This window comes from Agromyces sp. NPDC029043 (assembly GCF_055564615.1).
The window spans coordinates 168780-183938 of the sequence record NZ_JBVHVX010000001.1; the positions used below are offsets into that span (position 1 = coordinate 168780).

The 15159-nt window shown below is 73.8% G+C and carries 14 protein-coding genes; 4 read left to right on the forward strand and 10 right to left on the reverse strand.

The window, feature by feature from the left end; genetic code table 11:
* Positions 1-9 precede the first annotated feature (9 nt).
* Positions 10-690: a hypothetical protein gene (locus tag ACZ4TW_RS00795; protein ID WP_465539217.1), complete on the forward strand. Its 681-nt coding sequence runs from the start codon at positions 10-12 to the stop codon at positions 688-690.
* A 12-nt stretch (positions 691-702) separates the two neighbouring features.
* On the opposite strand, the gene ACZ4TW_RS00800 is transcribed toward ACZ4TW_RS00795, so the two are convergent.
* The 4 genes from ACZ4TW_RS00800 to truB are packed head-to-tail and all read right to left on the reverse strand — an operon-like array spanning position 703 to position 3393.
* Entirely contained in the window at positions 703-1632 is a 930-nt protein-coding gene (locus ACZ4TW_RS00800) for a bifunctional riboflavin kinase/FAD synthetase (protein WP_465539219.1), read from the reverse strand.
* The gene (locus ACZ4TW_RS00805; protein WP_465539221.1) at positions 1629-2135 is read right to left on the reverse strand and encodes a hypothetical protein; all 507 of its coding nucleotides are present in this window, start codon (positions 2133-2135) and stop codon (positions 1629-1631) included. The genes ACZ4TW_RS00800 and ACZ4TW_RS00805 overlap by 4 nt, the downstream gene beginning before the upstream one ends.
* A 26-nt stretch (positions 2136-2161) precedes the next feature.
* Complete coding sequence (locus ACZ4TW_RS00810; protein ID WP_465539223.1) at positions 2162-2530, reverse strand: hypothetical protein; 369 nt, start codon at positions 2528-2530, stop codon at positions 2162-2164.
* The gene (truB, locus tag ACZ4TW_RS00815) at positions 2527-3393 is read right to left on the reverse strand and encodes a tRNA pseudouridine(55) synthase TruB (RefSeq protein WP_465540233.1); all 867 of its coding nucleotides are present in this window, start codon (positions 3391-3393) and stop codon (positions 2527-2529) included. Before truB ends, ACZ4TW_RS00810 begins: the two co-directional genes overlap by 4 nt.
* 96 nt (positions 3394-3489) lie before the next feature.
* On the opposite strand from truB, the gene ACZ4TW_RS00820 reads away from it, so the two are divergent.
* Entirely contained in the window at positions 3490-4485 is a 996-nt protein-coding gene (locus tag ACZ4TW_RS00820) for a ketopantoate reductase family protein (protein ID WP_465539224.1), read from the forward strand.
* A 21-nt stretch (positions 4486-4506) separates the two neighbouring features.
* Here ACZ4TW_RS00820 and ACZ4TW_RS00825 read toward each other — a convergent pair whose 3' ends face one another.
* A complete protein-coding gene (locus ACZ4TW_RS00825) occupies positions 4507-5100 on the reverse strand; it encodes a nucleoside/nucleotide kinase family protein (protein WP_465539226.1) in 594 nt (197 codons plus the stop codon).
* Between the two features lie 57 nt (positions 5101-5157).
* On the opposite strand from ACZ4TW_RS00825, the gene ACZ4TW_RS00830 reads away from it, so the two are divergent.
* A complete protein-coding gene (locus ACZ4TW_RS00830) occupies positions 5158-6051 on the forward strand; it encodes an HhH-GPD family protein (protein ID WP_465539228.1) in 894 nt (297 codons plus the stop codon).
* Between the two features lie 13 nt (positions 6052-6064).
* Here ACZ4TW_RS00830 and ACZ4TW_RS00835 read toward each other — a convergent pair whose 3' ends face one another.
* The 3 genes from ACZ4TW_RS00835 to ACZ4TW_RS00845 all read right to left on the reverse strand — a co-directional run bounded on the left by ACZ4TW_RS00835 (position 6065) and on the right by ACZ4TW_RS00845 (position 10709).
* Positions 6065-7477, reverse strand: coding sequence for an adenylate/guanylate cyclase domain-containing protein (locus ACZ4TW_RS00835; RefSeq protein ID WP_465539230.1), 1413 nt, complete (start codon positions 7475-7477; stop codon positions 6065-6067).
* Positions 7474-9204: an NAD(P)/FAD-dependent oxidoreductase gene (locus ACZ4TW_RS00840; RefSeq protein WP_465539232.1), complete on the reverse strand. Its 1731-nt coding sequence runs from the start codon at positions 9202-9204 to the stop codon at positions 7474-7476. Before ACZ4TW_RS00840 ends, ACZ4TW_RS00835 begins: the two co-directional genes overlap by 4 nt.
* 134 nt (positions 9205-9338) lie before the next feature.
* Complete coding sequence (locus tag ACZ4TW_RS00845; RefSeq protein ID WP_465539234.1) at positions 9339-10709, reverse strand: MFS transporter; 1371 nt, start codon at positions 10707-10709, stop codon at positions 9339-9341.
* Between the two features lie 131 nt (positions 10710-10840).
* Here ACZ4TW_RS00845 and ACZ4TW_RS00850 point away from each other — a divergent pair, with 131 nt between their 5' ends.
* Positions 10841-11770 carry a LysR family transcriptional regulator gene (locus ACZ4TW_RS00850; RefSeq protein WP_465539235.1) on the forward strand — a complete coding sequence of 310 codons (930 nt, stop codon included), beginning with the start codon at positions 10841-10843 and terminating at the stop codon, positions 11768-11770.
* 33 nt (positions 11771-11803) lie between these two features.
* On the opposite strand, the gene rbfA is transcribed toward ACZ4TW_RS00850, so the two are convergent.
* Both rbfA and infB read right to left on the reverse strand, forming a co-directional pair.
* Complete coding sequence (gene rbfA, locus ACZ4TW_RS00855) at positions 11804-12268, reverse strand: 30S ribosome-binding factor RbfA (protein WP_465539237.1); 465 nt, start codon at positions 12266-12268, stop codon at positions 11804-11806.
* An 81-nt stretch (positions 12269-12349) separates the two neighbouring features.
* Positions 12350-15127 carry a translation initiation factor IF-2 gene (infB, locus tag ACZ4TW_RS00860; protein ID WP_465539238.1) on the reverse strand — a complete coding sequence of 926 codons (2778 nt, stop codon included), beginning with the start codon at positions 15125-15127 and terminating at the stop codon, positions 12350-12352.
* Positions 15128-15159: the final 32 nt, after the last annotated feature.

Sequence of the window (15159 nt, forward strand, 5' to 3'; positions counted from 1 at the left end):
GCTGGTCGCGTGGCCGACCTCTCCCGCTACCTGCCGCTCAGCCGCCGGCCCGACGTCGACGAGTCGGGCGTCACGGCCGACCGGCGCGCCGAGACGGCCGACGTGCTGACGGGGCTCGCGCGCGTGCTGCGCACCGGCGGCGAGCTGTGGTCGGCGCAGACCACGCGGTCCGGATGGCGCGTGGCCGACGTGGTCGCCGAGCTCGTGCAGGGGTTCGACCGCACCCGCACGCGCCGTGCGCTCGATGCGGCCGAGCGCCTCGTGCGCGGCGGCGAGGCGCGCCGCCTCGCCGAGCTGCCGAAGCTCTCCGGTCCTGCCGAGGCGGCCGACGCCCTCGAGGCCAGGGCGCGGGCCGTCCGCGATCGCGGGCGCCCGACAGGCGTCGTCGAGCTCGACGACGTGGTGGTGGCCGCGCTGCTCGTGGGCGATGCGGCATCCGTCGACGTGCCCATGTCGCCGGTCGCGTCGGGCGCCGTGGCGCTGCGCCGCGCCGCGGCAGCGCCCACCGAGATCCGAGCGGTCATCTCGGGCCACACGCTGCGGGCGACCGATGCCGGGTGGGAGTTCGGGCACGGCGCCCCGCTCGTCGACACGGCCGCCGGGCTGCTCCGCTTCCTCACCGGGATCGGCTCGGTCGCGCCGCACCCGCCCGGGCCCGGCGAGGCCGCAGGCCCCGCGTCGCGAGGCTAGGCGCGCTCGGGCTCAGCCGACGAGCTCGCGGGCCCGCTCGACGTCGCGGGCCATCTGGGCGATGAGCGGCTCGATGCCCTCGAACTTCTCCATGCCGCGGATCCGGTTCGCGAACTCGACCGCCACCATGTGGTCGTACAGGTCGAGGTCGCGGTCGAGCACGTACGCCTCGACCTGCTTGCGCGGCACGCCCTCGAACGTCGGGTTGTTCCCGACCGAGATCGCCGCCGGGTACCGCACGCCGCCGTCGACGAGCCACCCCGCGTACACGCCGTCGCCGGGGATGAACCCGTCGGCGTCGGGCGCGAGGTTCGCCGTCGGGTAGCCGAGTTCGCGACCGCGCTTGGCACCGTGCACGACGAGTCCGCTCACGGTCGGGACGTGGCCGAGCAGCTCGGCTGCGTGCTCGACGTCGCCGGCGTCGAGCAGCTCCCGGATCCACGTCGACGACACGCGTCGCCCGCCCTCGGGCACCACATCCTCGACGACGACGACCTCGAAGCCGAGCTCCTCGCCCTGGCGTCGCAGGAGGTCGACGTCGCCCTCGTTCCCGGCGCCGTACCGGAAGTCGTGGCCGACGAGCAGCACGCGCGCGCCGAGCGCCTCGACCAGGTAGCGCCGCACGAAGGCGTCGGCCGTGTTCGACGCGAGGCCGGCGTCGTAGTGCAGCAGCACGGTCGCGTCGAGCCCGGTCGTGGCGAGCAGCTCGAGCTTCTGCCGCGTGCTGACCAGCTGCGGCGGGCACCGGTCGGGGGCGTGGAACGCCGCGGGATGCCGGTCGAAGGTGATGGCGACCGCCTCGAGCCGGCGGGCCTCGGCGATCTCGCGCAGCTTCGCGATGACCGCACGGTGACCCTGGTGGACTCCGTCGAACTTGCCGATCGTGACGGCGGAGGGCCCGAAGCCGGCCGGCACCGCCTCTATCCCCGTGAAGGTCCTCACGCGGCACCCTCGCGCGCATCGGGCGCGACGGCCGCGTCGCCGGCACCGGCCGCGCCGGCCATGCCGCCCGCATCGGCCGGAGCGGGCCGGTGCCGGGCGAGCCACCACATGCCGAGCAGCGGCAGCACGAGCGGGATGAACAGGTACCCGCGCCCGAAGCCCGACCACACCGTGTCGTGCGGGAACAGGTCGGGGCGGATGACGCTGAGCGCGCCGATCACGACGACGCCCGTGAACTCGAACACGATGGTCGCCCACGCGATGCGATACCAGGTGCGGCCCGGTCGCACGAGGGCGATGGTCGCGACGATGTAGACGACCGCGGCGAGCGCCGAGAGCGAGTACGCGAGCGGCGCCTCGTCGAACTTCTCGACGATCTGCACGAGCGAGCGGCCGGTCGCGGCGAGCGCGAGGACCCCGTAGACGGCGACGAGCACGCGGCCGACGCCGCTCAGGCGCCCGGGACGCGTCGTTCGGGTCGGTTCGGATGTGGGCGTGCTCATGTCCGTCGATTCTCCCAGAAGCCGTATCACGCCTGCTGCACCGTCCATATCTGGAGCATCCGGTACACCATGACCGCGACGGCGAGCGCGGCCACGCCGCACACCACCGTCGCCCAGCGACCGCGGTCGACGAGCGCCCAGAACGCGGCGGCCGGTGGCAGCAGCACGGCGCTCACGAGGTAGACCCAGAACTCGAGCAGGCTGCCGGTCGGCGGGTTGCCGGCCGCGGGCGCGACGAGCGCGACGACCACCTGGACCACGAGCAGCACCTCGACGAGCGCCAGCGAGCCGAGCACGAGGTCGTTCGGCACGCGCCCGGCGAAGCCGAGCACGACGCAGAGCAGCCCGGCGACCACCGCGACCGCGACCTGCGTCCACGCGAACCACTCGATCATGCGCCCTCCTCGGCCGGGAACCCGGTGACCACCTTGAGCTGCGGCCCGCGCCGCTCGACGATCGCGACGAGCACGTCGCCCGGTCCGATCGCGGCGATCGGGGTTCCGGCGGCGGCCTCGACGGCAGCCGCAGGCGCATCCACCCGCTTGCCGTGCCGCAGGTCGCGCACGGCGGCGGCGTCGACCGCGACGGCGGGCAGCGCCCGTCGGGCGGCCTCCGCGGGGCCCACCCGGGCGGCGGCGACGTCGAGTCCCTCGAGTGCGCCGGCCTCGGCGACGTCGAAGCGGCCGATCCGGGTGCGGCGGAGCGCCGTGAGGTGGCCGCCGACGCCGAGGTCGGCGCCGAGGTCGCGTGCGAGCGCTCGCACGTACGTGCCCGACGAGCACGCGACGCGCACGTCGAGGTCGAGCCATCCGTCGCCCTGCCGGACGTCGAGCAGGTCGAACGCCGACACCGTGACGGTGCGCGCGGCGAGCTCGACGGCCTCGCCCGCGCGGACCCGCTGGTATGCGCGCCTGCCGTCGACCTTGACGGCGCTCACCGCGCTCGGCACCTGCTCGATGGTGCCCGTGAGGCGCGCCATCGGCTCGAGGACGGCCTCGCGCGTGATCGCGGCGACCGCCTCGGGCGGGGCCGCGTCGAGGGGCTCGCCCTCGACGTCGTCGGTCGTGGTGGCCCAGCCGAGCCGCACGGTCGCGAGGTACTCCTTGTCGAGGCCGACGAGGTGGTGCAGCAGGCGGGTGGACGACTCGACGCCGAGCAGCAGCAGGCCCGTCGCCATCGGGTCGAGGGTGCCGGCGTGCCCGACCTTGCGCGTCCCCGCGAGACGGCGGATGCGTGCGACCACGTCGTGGCTGGTCATCCCCTGCGGCTTGTCGACGAGGAGGATGCCGCTGTTCACGCCGTACAGGCTAACAGCGCGAGCGGATGGCACCCTCCGGCGGCCTACGCTGGTTCGGTGAGGATCGGCATCATCGGCGCGGGCGCGCTCGGCGGGACGTTCGCGGCGCTCCTCGCACGGGCCGGCCACGAGGTCGAGGTCACCGCGCGCGGCGCCGGCCTCGCGGCGATCCGCGAGGGCGGCATCCGGCTCTCGGGCGGATACGGCGACGCGCACGCGCGGCCCGCGGCGGGCGAGCGGCTGGCGGTGCGCCCCGACCTCGTGCTCGTGTGCACCAAGGCGCAGGATGCCGCGGAGGCCCTCGCCGCGAATGCGGCCCTCATCGACGGCGTGCCGGTGGTCGTCGTGCAGAACGGGCTCGACGGCGTCGCGACCGCCGAGCGGATCCTGCCCGCCTCGTCGTGCATGGGGATGCTCTCGATCATCGCGGCGAACTACACCGAGCACGGCGCCGTGCGGGTCACGACGACCGCGGCCAGCTACCTGGGCCGCGGCGACGGCGAGCCCGACGACGAGGTGCGGCGCGTGGCCGCGCTGCTCTCCGAGGCGGTGCCGGTCGTCGCGATCGCGGGCTTCCGCGGCGCGCAGTGGACCAAGCTCGTCGTCAACATGCTGAACGCCGTCCCGGCCATCGTCGGCCGGAGCGTGCAGGAGGTCGTGGACGATCGCGGCCTGCGGCGCGTCGTGGCCGCGTCGATGCGCGAGACGGTCCGGGTGGGCGTGGCCCGCGGCATCCGCTTCGGGTCGTTGCAGGGCCTCGGCGACCGGCGGCTGCGGTTCTTCGCCCGACTGCCGCTGGGGCTCGGCCAGCTGCTCCCCTGGTCGATGCGAGTGCGCATGGGTGACGTCCCCAACCTCGGCTCGACGCAGCAGAGCCTGCGGCGCGGGCAGCCCACCGAGATCGACTTCCTGAACGGCGCCGTGGTGCGCGAGGCGGCACGCGCGGGGCTCACGGCGCCGGTCAACCGCGCCCTCACCGAGCTCGTGCACGAGGTCGAGCGCACCCGAGCGCACCTGCCCGCCGAGCGCGTGCTGGCGGTGCTCCGGCGCTGACGGCGAGACGGTCGACCGCGCTCAGGCGGCGCTGCGGCGCGGGTGCGCCGGGTCGGCGAGGTCGACGACGATCGAGGCGACGTCTCGCGGGTCGGATGTCGCATAGGCGACGCGGTCGGCGGCATCCAGCGGGTCGCCGTCGACGGCGATCGCGAAGTCCCAGAGGTCGCGCAGCCGTTCGCGCAGCAGGAAGCGGCCGTCGAGCACGAGGATGGCGTCGGCCGGACCGGTGCGCCACTTCGGCTCGATCCAGGCATCGCGGGCGAGGTCGAACGCGCGCGTCACGAACGCCGTGGACCCCGCCATCCGGAACGGCTCGACGAGCGTGCGCTTCAGCGCCGACTCGTCGATGCCGTAGCCGTAGTAGCGGGCCGGCGTGTCGGGTCCATAGTCGGCCTGCGCCTCCCGCGAGCGGTGGAAGTCCTCGACGCTCGCGCGGAACACGTCGAGGTCGCGCTCGCGGAGCACGTCGGCCAGGTCGTCGCCGAGCTGCGTCTTGCCGCTGCGGACCGGGCCGTCGATCGCGACGATCACGCGGCCCCGCCCGGTGCGCGACAGCAGCTCGTCGGCCGTTTCGCGGAGGAAGGTCGTACGCGGGGTCGTGACCAGTCGCATGATCCGAGCGTAGGCCGGACGGGCGTCCGGGTCGATGGGTCCGAATAGGCTGGGCGGATGCCAGTGCACGTCGAGGTCCGCGACGGGATCGCGCCGGCTGTGGTCGAATGGTTCGCCGATGCGGCGCGTCCGCTGCCGTGGCGGGCGGCCGACGTGTCGCCGTGGGCGGTGCTCGTCAGCGAGTTCATGCTGCAGCAGACGCAGGTCAGCCGGGTGCAGCCGCGCTGGGAGGAATGGGTGCGGCGTTGGCCGACGCCGGCGGCCCTCGCGGCCGAGCCGCCGTCCGAGGCCGTGCGCGCGTGGGACCGCCTCGGCTACCCGAGGCGTGCGCTTTGGCTGCACCGTGCCGCGACCGAAATCGTCGAGCGGCACGGCGGCGAGGTGCCCCGCGACCTCGATGCCCTCCTCGCGCTCCAGGGCATCGGGCCGTACACCGCGCGCGCCATCGCCGCGTTCGCGTTCGGCGACCGGCACCCCGTCGTCGACACCAACACGCGCCGGGTCATCGCGCGTGCCGTCGACGGGAACGCCGAGGCCGGGCCGCCCGCGACCGTGCGCGACCTCGCCTCGATGGAGGCGCTGCTTCCGGAGGACCGCGAGGCGGCGCACCGGTTCAACGCGGGCGCAATGGAGCTCGGCGCGACGGTGTGCACCGCTCGCGCACCCCGATGCGACGCGTGCCCCATCGCCGATCGGTGCGCGTGGCGCGCCGCCGGCTACCCCGAGTACGACGGGCCCCGCCGTACCCGGCAGGCGCGATTCGAGGGCAGCGACCGCCAGGCGCGGGGCATGGTCATGCGCGAGCTCCGCACGGCCCACCACCCCGTCGCGCGTGAGGAGCTCGCTCGCGTGCTCGCCGACGACCCCCGGCTCGCGCGGGCACTCGACGGACTCGTCGCCGACGGGCTCGCCGTCGTCTCCGAGGGAGGCTACGCGCTGCCCGACGCGTAGCGGCCGGCCGTGCTCACCCGGCGGAGCCCACGAGACCCACGAGCAGGTGCGCCTCCACGGGTGCCGCACGCCCCGCGACCTCGAGCTCGCCGAGGGGCTCGGTGATGGCCGTCGCCCCGAGCCGATCCCGCGTGCCGGCCGCGATCGCGACGCCGCCGACCGGCGCGCGGTGCTCGATGCGCGACGCCACGTTCACCGTGTCGCCGATGACGGTGTACGTCCGACCTCCGCCGGTGCCGAGGATCCCCACGTTCGCGCGCCCGGAGTTCACCCCGACGCGGAAGCGCGGCCAGTCCGGGTGCGCCGCCGCGACCGCGCCCGTGGCCTGCTGCAACGCGAGCGCCGCGCCCGCGGCGCGGTGGGCGTGTGAGGCGTCCGACGCGGCATCCGATTCGAACACGGCCATGACGGCATCGCCGATCAGCCGGTCGATGCGGCCGCCGAAGCGCTCGACGAGCGGCGGGATCGCGTCGGTGAAGTACGTGTTGAGCATCGCCGTCACCTCGGCCGGCTCGTGCGACTCCGAGAAGCGCGTGAACCCCGCGAGGTCGGCGAACAGCACCGAGACGTCGCGTTCGCCCGCCGCCGTGTCGCGCGTGTACAGGCCGGCCCAGCGCTCCTCACGCCACGATCGCTGCGCCGCGATCGCGATGATCACGAATGCGGCGAGCATGAGCACGTGCCACTCCCACCACGACAGGTGCCAGTTCCGGCCGACGACCACCGCGATCTCGGCCTCGGCGAGGAGCGCGAAGGCGGCGGCGAAGGCCAGCGGGAGCGGCGATGCGGCGTGCCGCGGCATCCGCAGGTACCGCACGACCGCGAACGCGTAGCAGGCGAGCCCGATCGTGGCGAGCACGGCGAACGGCACGGTCGTGCGCTCGGGCGGCGCGGCCGCGTCGAGCGGACCGAGCCGCAGCAGCGACACGAGCCCCCAGAGCAGCATGAGCGCGACCAGTCCGCCGACGAGCCAGGGCGCGAGCCGCACCACCCTCGCGCCGCGCTCGCCGTCGAGGTCGAGGCTCGACCACGCCGCGAACACCGCGGCGACCGTGAGGCCGGCGGGCGTCGCGAGCGCGAACCCGGTGTTGCTCTCGGCGAGCAGCACGCCCGGCGTCGCGAGCGCGTGCAGCGCGAGGAAGCCCGCCGCGGCCAGGAACGACAGCGACACGAGCACCAGTCGCGCATCCCGGCGCAGCCGGGCCGCCGCGCCGACCGCCCAGGCGAGCGCCGCGTTGATCGCGCCCACCGCCAGCACGAGCCAGAAGTGCGTCGGCTGATGCTCCCATTCGAGGTCGAGCACCGGGCGCAGGATGAGCATCGCGAGCCCGATCATCGGCAGCGCCAGCGCCACGACCACGAGCGCCGTGGAACCCCGGGCCGGCGGCGGGGCCACCGGGCCCGTTCCCGGCGCGATCTCGCTCATCGCGCGGACCCGGACCCGGTGCCGGCCGCGGTCCCGGCGGCGGCCTCCGAGTCGGCGAGGTGGCGGTGCACCGACGACACCACGACCGACCCCTCGCCGACGGCCGACGCGACGCGCTTGACCGAGTCGCGACGCGCGTCGCCCACCGCGAACACGCCGGGCACGCTCGTCTCGTGCGGGAAGGGCGCCCGCTCGAGCGGCCACGCCCGGCGCCCGCCCTCCTCGACCACCGCGGGGCCGGTCAGCACGTAGCCCCAGCGGTCGCGCAGGATCTCCGGCGGCAGCCAATCGGTCCGGGGCGACGCGCCGATCAGCACGAACAGGCCGCGGCAGGCCTCTTCGCGCACCACGCCCGTTCCGCGATCGCGCACGAGGATGCGCTCGAGCGAATCCTCGCCGCCGCCCCCGACCACCTCGGACGCCGTGCGCACGACGACGCCCTGGGCGTCGAGCTGGTCGATGAGGTACTGCGACATGCTCTCGGCGAGGCCGGCTCCTCGGACGAGCAGCGTGACGGATGACGCGTACCGCGCCAGGTGCAACGCGGCCTGCCCCGCGGAGTTGCCGCCGCCGACCACGAACACGGGCTTGCCCGCCATGCCCTGCGCCTCGATGGCGGAGGCGCCGTAGAACACGCCGGCGCCCTCGAACCGCTCGAGCTCCGGCACGTCGATCCGCCGGTACGACACGCCGGTCGCGAGCACGACCGACCGGCACCGGATCTCGTCGCCGGGAGCCACGCCCACCACGAATCCCCCGTCGCGCCGCTCGATGCCCGTGGCCTCGCGCGCGTGCGCGAAGCGCGCGCCGAACACCCAGGCCTGCTGGTAGGCGCGCTGAGCGAGCTCGGACCCGGAGATGCCCCGCGAGAACCCGAGGTAGTTGCGGATCAGCGAGCTCGACCCCGCCTGCCCGCCGATCGACTCGCGCTCGATGACGAGCACGTCGAGCCCCTCCGACGCGGCGTACACCGCGGCGGCGAGCCCGCCCGGGCCGGCGCCGACGACCACGACATCGGCCACGCCGCCGGCGTCGAGCGCCGTCGTCAACCCGTACGCGGCCGCGAGCGTGGCGTTGTCGGGGTCGCGAAGGGCGCGGCCGTCCAGCAGCAGCACGACCGGTTCATCCGGCACGTCGGTGATGCCCGCCCGAGCAAGCCGTTCCCGCGCGGCATCCGACGCCGGATCGAGCCACTCGTGCGGCACGCCGCCCCTGGCGAGCAGGCTGCGGATCTCGTGCGTCCGGGGCGATCCCTCGCGGCCGACCACGGCGACCTCGCGGGGCCGCAGGCCGATCGAACGCTCCCACTCGAGCAGGAACTCCGTGATCGTGCGGTGGAAGTACTCGTCGGGCGAGTGCCACGGCCGGATGACGTAGTACTCCAGCTCGCCCGCGGCCATGAGCGAGAGGATCTCGGCGCGCACGGCGGCGTCGCCCCACTGGCCCCACTCGATGAGGCGCCCGCGGCGCACGTCGGGGAAGGCCCGCCGCGCGACCGCGAACACCGACCGGCCCTCGACCTCGCCCGCCCGGTCGGCGAGCAGGAGCGCGAGCAGGCCGCCTGCGTCGGCGAGCGCCTCGATGCGCCGGGCGGCGTCGAGCTCGTCGGTCGCCTCGTCGATACGGTAGTCGGACGCGTAGCGACGCGAGAGCTCCGCGACGATCGAGGACCGCGCCTCGGGGTCGTGCTCGACCACGAGGATGACCGGTGGCGACGCGTTCGACATGCCCACTCCTCCCCGGCAGGACACGGTCTTCCCCCGCCGCTCAGGGGACACAGTACTCCCGGCCGGCGGGCCGACGACAGGCACGGGGATGCCCCGGGGCCGATCGCCCCGGGGCATCCGTCATGCCGTCGTGCTCAGCTCGCGGTCGCGTCGGCCGCAGCCCGCTCGCGGTCGGCCTCGTCGACGGCGCGGAGGTCGAGGCCGCGCGTCTCCCGCGCCGCGGCCACGGCGACGAGGGTGATCACGCACGCGACCGCGACGTAGATCGCGATCGGCACGCTCGAGCCGAACTCTCCGAGCAGGCTCGTGGCGATGATGGGAGCGAGCGAGCCCGCGAAGATCGACGTGACCTGGTAGCCGAGCGAGACGCCCGAGTAGCGCATCCGCGTCGGGAACATCTCGGCCATGATGGCCGGCTGCGCCGCGTACATGAGCGCGTGGAAGACCAGGCCGAGGGCGATCGCGAGCCAGATCACGAACGGGTTCGCCGTGTCCATGAGCGGGAACGCGAAGAAGGCCCAGGTGGCGCCGAGGATCGCGCCGGCCGCGTACACGGGCTTGCGTCCGAGGCGGTCGGAGAGGCGACCGGCGACCGGGATGACGGCGAAGTGCACGGCGTGGGCGCCGACGAGGATGAGCAGCGTGTTCGCGGTGCCCTCCTGCACGACCTGCGTGAGGTAGACGATCGAGAACGTGACGACCACGTAGTAGAGGATGTTCTCGGCGACGCGCAGGCCCATGGCGGTGACGACGCCGCGCGGGTAGCGCTTGATGACCTCGAGCACGCCGTAGCTGGTGGCCTTGGCCGACTCGCGCTCGGCCTGCATCTCGAGGAAGATCGGCGCGTCGGTGACCTTGGTGCGGATGTACCAGCCGATGAGCACGATCACGGCCGAGAGCCAGAAGGCCACGCGCCAGCCCCAGCTGAGGAACGCCTCGTCGGAGAGCGTGGACGACAGCACGAACAGCACCAGCGTGGCGAGGAGGTTGCCGACCGGGACGGCCGCCTGCGGCCAGCTGGCCCAGAAGCCGCGGCTCTTCGACGGGCTGTGCTCCGCGACCAGCAGCACGGCACCGCCCCACTCCCCGCCGAGCGCGAAGCCCTGGAGGAAGCGCAGCAGCACGAGCAGCGCCGGCGCGAGCAGGCCGATCTGCGCGTACGTCGGCAGGCAGCCGATCAGGAACGTCGCGACGCCGATCAGGATGATGCTGAACTGCAGCAGCTTCTTGCGCCCGTACTTGTCGCCCAGGTGCCCGAAGACGATCCCGCCGAGCGGGCGAGCGATGAAGCCGACCGCGTAGGTCAGGAACGCGGCGATGATGCCCGCGTACGGGTCGTCGGACGGCGGGAAGAAGACCGTGCCGAACACGAGGGTCGCGGCCGAGGCGTAGAGGAAGAACTCGTACCACTCGACGACGGTGCCGGCCATCGACGCGGTGACGACGCGGCGGAGCCCCGAGGTCTCGGAGGCCGCGGTCGTCTCCCGGACGGATGCCTGGGTCATTCGATGCTCCTTTGCATGGAATTCGACGTAGGGGGATGTCGGACGCTCTCGCGTCAACGCCCGAGTCTGTCGTGCATCCTTCTGCATTCCAATGGCGAGATGTGCGACTGCGATGTGCGAAACTGCACATCGTGTCGCCGACCCCGCCCCGCCGCGCCCCGAGCGCGGACGACCTGATCGTGCTGCTGGCCGTCGCCCGTGAGGGCCGCTATACGAGCGCCGCCGAGCGGCTCGGCCTGAATCACACCACGATCGCGCGTCGCGTCGAGGCGCTCGAGCAGTCGCTCGGCGGGCGCGTGCTCGCCCGCGGCGCGGCCGGGTGGGTGCTCACCCCGCTCGGCGAGCACGCCCTCGCCGCCGCGGAGGACGTCGAGCGCGCACTGCGCCGACTCTCCCCCGACGGCGCGCCCGCCTTGGCGGGCATCGTGCGCCTCTCGGCCACCGACGGCTTCAGCGGGTTCATCGCGGCGCCCGCGATGGCGGCGCTGCGGGAGCGGCATCCGGATGTCTCGCTCGAGATCGTGACGGCCCAGCGCCGGGCTGCCCAGCAGCGGGTGGGCGTCGACCTGGAGGTCGTCGTCGGTCGTCCGCACGTGCAGCGCGCGGAGGCGATCCACCTCGGCGACTACGTGCTGGGCCTCTACGCGAGCCGGAGCCTGCTGGAGCGGAACGGCGTGCCGCGCTCGATGACCGACCTCGAGGGCGCCCCGCTCGTGTACTTCATCGAGTCGATGCTGCAGGTCGATGCGCTCGACGAGGCGCGGCGCTCGACGCGCGGCATGGTCGACGCCGTGGCGAGCACCAACGTGTACGTGCACGTCGAGGCGACGCGGGCCGGAGCCGGCTACGGCCTCCTGCCCGCGTTCCTCGCCGACGCGCACGACGACCTCGTCAGGCTGCTGCCCGACGAAGTCGAGGAACGGCTGCCGTACTGGCTCGTCTGCCGGCCCGAGGCGCTGCGCCAGCCGACGGCGCTCGCGTTCATCGCCGCGCTGCGCGCACGCATGGCGGAGGCCGCCGACGCCCTGCTCGGGCGCGGCCCGGCGCGGCCGGTCGGATAGCTTTGCCCGCGCCGACCGCGAGCCCGGCGGGGTTCAGGCCCGCTCGGCCTCGTCGGACTCGGCCTCGGCCTCCTCGGCCTCGCGCGGCTTGACGTACGGGTCGGCGTCGCCGGCGTACTCCGCGGTCGCGGCGACCGCGGAGGTCTCGGCGTCGCGTTGGCGCGCCTCGCGCAGGAGCTCCTCGATGTGCTGTGCGTTCTCGGGGATCGCGTCGGCGATGAACTCGAGGCTCGGCGTGAGTCGGGCCGTGATGTTGCGACCCACCTCGCTGCGCAGCATGCCCGTCGCGGCCTGCAGGGCGAGCGCGGAGTCGCGCCGCTCCTCGTCGGTACCGTAGACGGTGTAGAAGATGCTCGCGTGCTGCAGGTCGCCCGTCACGCGGACGTCGGTGATCGTCACGAACCCGAGCCGCGGGTCGCGCAGGCCCTTGTCGAGGCGCCGCGCGACGATCTCCTTGATGCGGTCGGCCAGCTTCCTGGCCCGCTGCGGATCGGCCATGGTGGCCTGCCTTTCCGTGGTGTGTGAGGCGTCGGGGCCCCGCTCATCGCGGTGGACGAACGGGGCCCCGTGCCGTGGCTGCTACGCCCGCGGCTTCTCGCGCATCTCGATGGTCTCGATCTCGTCGCCGACCTGGATGTCGTTGTACTTGCCGAGGCCGATGCCCGCCTCGAAGTCCGTGCGGACCTCGGTGACGTCGTCCTTGAACCGGCGCAGCGACTCGATCGCGAGGTTGTCGCCGACGACGACGCCATCGCGGATGACGCGTGCCTTGGCGTTGCGCGTAATCGTTCCCGACCGCACGATGACACCGGCGATGTTGCCGAACTTGGAGGAGCGGAACACCTCGCGGATCTCGGCGACACCCGACTGGACCTCTTCGTACTCGGGCTTGAGCATGCCCTTGAGCGAGGCCTCGATGTCGTCGATCGCGTTGTAGATGACGTTGTAGAAGCGCACGTCGACGCCCTCGCGGGCGGCGCGCTCGCGCGCCTTCACATCGGGTCGCACGTTGAAGCCGATCACGATCGCGTTGTCGATCGTCGCCAGGTCGATGTCGCTCTCGGTGACGGCACCCACACCGCGGTGGAGGATGCGCAGCTGCACCGACTCGTCGACCTCGATCTTCATGAGCGACTCCTCGAGCGCCTCGACGGCACCCGACACGTCGCCCTTGATGATGAGGTTGAGCGCCTCGACCTTGCCCTCCTCGAGCGCACGCGTGAAGTCCTCGAGCGAGATGCGCTTGCGGGCCTTCGCCAGCTGCGCGTTGCGCTCGGCGGCCTCGCGCTTCTCGGCGATCTGGCGGGCCGTGCGGTCCTCCTCGGTGACGAGGAAGGTGTCGCCGGCGCGCGGGACGCTCGAGAGACCCTGCACCTGCACCGGGCGCGACGGCGTCGCGGCGGCCACGGGCTCGCCGTTCTCGTCGCTCATCGCCCGGACTCGGCCGTACGCCGTGCCGGCGACGATCGCGTCGCCGACGCGGAGCGTGCCCGACTGGATGAGCACGGTCGCCACGGCGCCGCGGCCCTTGTCGAGCTTGGCCTCGATGGCGACGCCGCGCGCATCCTTGTCGGGGTTCGCGCGCAGGTCGAGCCCGGCGTCGGCGGTGAGGAGCACCGCGTCGAGCAGCTCCTGGATGCCGATGTTCTCGCGTGCCGACACGTCGACGAACATGACGTCGCCGCCGTACTCCTCGGCGACCAGGCCGAACTCGGTGAGCTGCTGGCGCACCTTGCCGGGGTTGGCGTCGGGCTTGTCGATCTTGTTCACCGCGACCACGATCGGCACGTTGGCCGACTGGGCGTGGTTCAGCGCCTCGATCGTCTGCGGCATGATGCCGTCGTCGGCCGCGACGACGAGGATCGCGATGTCGGTGACCTGCGCACCGCGGGCACGCATGGCGGTGAACGCCTCGTGACCCGGGGTGTCGATGAAGGTGATCGCCCGGTCGATGCCCTCGTGCTCGGTGTGCACCTGGTACGCACCGATGTGCTGCGTGATGCCGCCGGCCTCGCCCGCGACCACGTTCGCGTTGCGGATGGCGTCGAGCAGTCGCGTCTTACCGTGGTCGACGTGGCCCATGACGGTCACGACCGGCGGACGGGCCTGGAGGTCTTCGTCGGTCTCGTCCTCGAGCTCCTGGTCGAGGTCGATGTCGAAGCCCTCGAGGAGCTCGCGGTCCTCGTCTTCGGGCGAGACGACCTGGATCTTGTAGCCGAGCTCGGCGCCGAGCACCTCGAACGTCGCCTCGTCGAGCGACTCGGTCGCGGTGGCCATCTCACCGAGGTGGAACAGCACCGTGACGAGCGAACCGGGGTTCGCGTCGATCTTGTCGGCGAAGTCGGAGATCGAGGCACCGCGACGCAGTCGGATGACGGTGTTGCCGTCGCCGCGGGGAACGCTCACGCCGCCCAGCGACGGGGCCTCCCGCATCTCGAATTCCTGCCGCTTCGTGCGCTTCGACTTGCGGGCCTTGCTCTTGCCGCCACCACGGCCGAACGCGCCGGCCGTGCCGCCGCCGGGGCCGCGACCACGGCCGCCGCCGCCCGCGGGACGCGGGCCGCCGAAGCCGCCGCCAGGCGCACCACCGGGACGGAAGCCGCCGCCGGCACCGCCGGGACGGGGACCGCCGCCACCGCCGCCGGGGCGCTGGAAGCCGCCGCCGCCGGGGCGACCGCCCGCGCCGGCCGGACGCGGCGCACCCGGACGCGGGGCGCCGGGACGCGGCGGCTGGGGCCGCGGGATGTTGCCCGGGCTCGGGCGCTGGCCCATGCCCTGCGAGCTGGCGAACGGGTTGTTGCCCGGGCGCGGCTGGCCGGGGCGCTGCCCCATGCCCTGCGAGCTCGAGTAGGGGTTGTTGCCGGGTCGCGGCGCACCGGGTCGCGGCGCGGGACGCGGGATGGCCTGGCCGGGCTTGGGACCGGCGGGACGAGCGACGTCGCCGGGCTTGGGGCCGGCGGCCGCGGGCTTGGGCGCGGCGGGCGCCGCCGGCGCGGGCTGCTCCGAGGTGCCGGCGGACGCCTTCTCGGCGGCCGCCTGGGCGGCCTTCTGCTCGGCCTGCGCCTGGCGCTCGGCGACGCTCATGGGAGCGTCGGCCGGCGTCGCCGGCGCGGGGGCCGGAGGCTTCGGTCCGGGCTTGGGGCCCGGCTTCGCGGCCGCGGGCTTGGGTGCCTCGGCGGCCTTCGCCGCACCGCCGGCCGCCTCGAGGGCGGCACGAAGGCGTCGTGCGACGGGGGGTTCGATCGAGGACGACGGGCCCTTGACGTATTCGCCCATCTCCTTCAGCTTCTCGAGCGCGACCTTGCTGTCGACGCCGAGCTCGCTGGCGATCTCGTGTACGCGTGGTTTGGCAGCCACTTCTCTCCTGTTCCGGGTCCGCCCCGAAACAG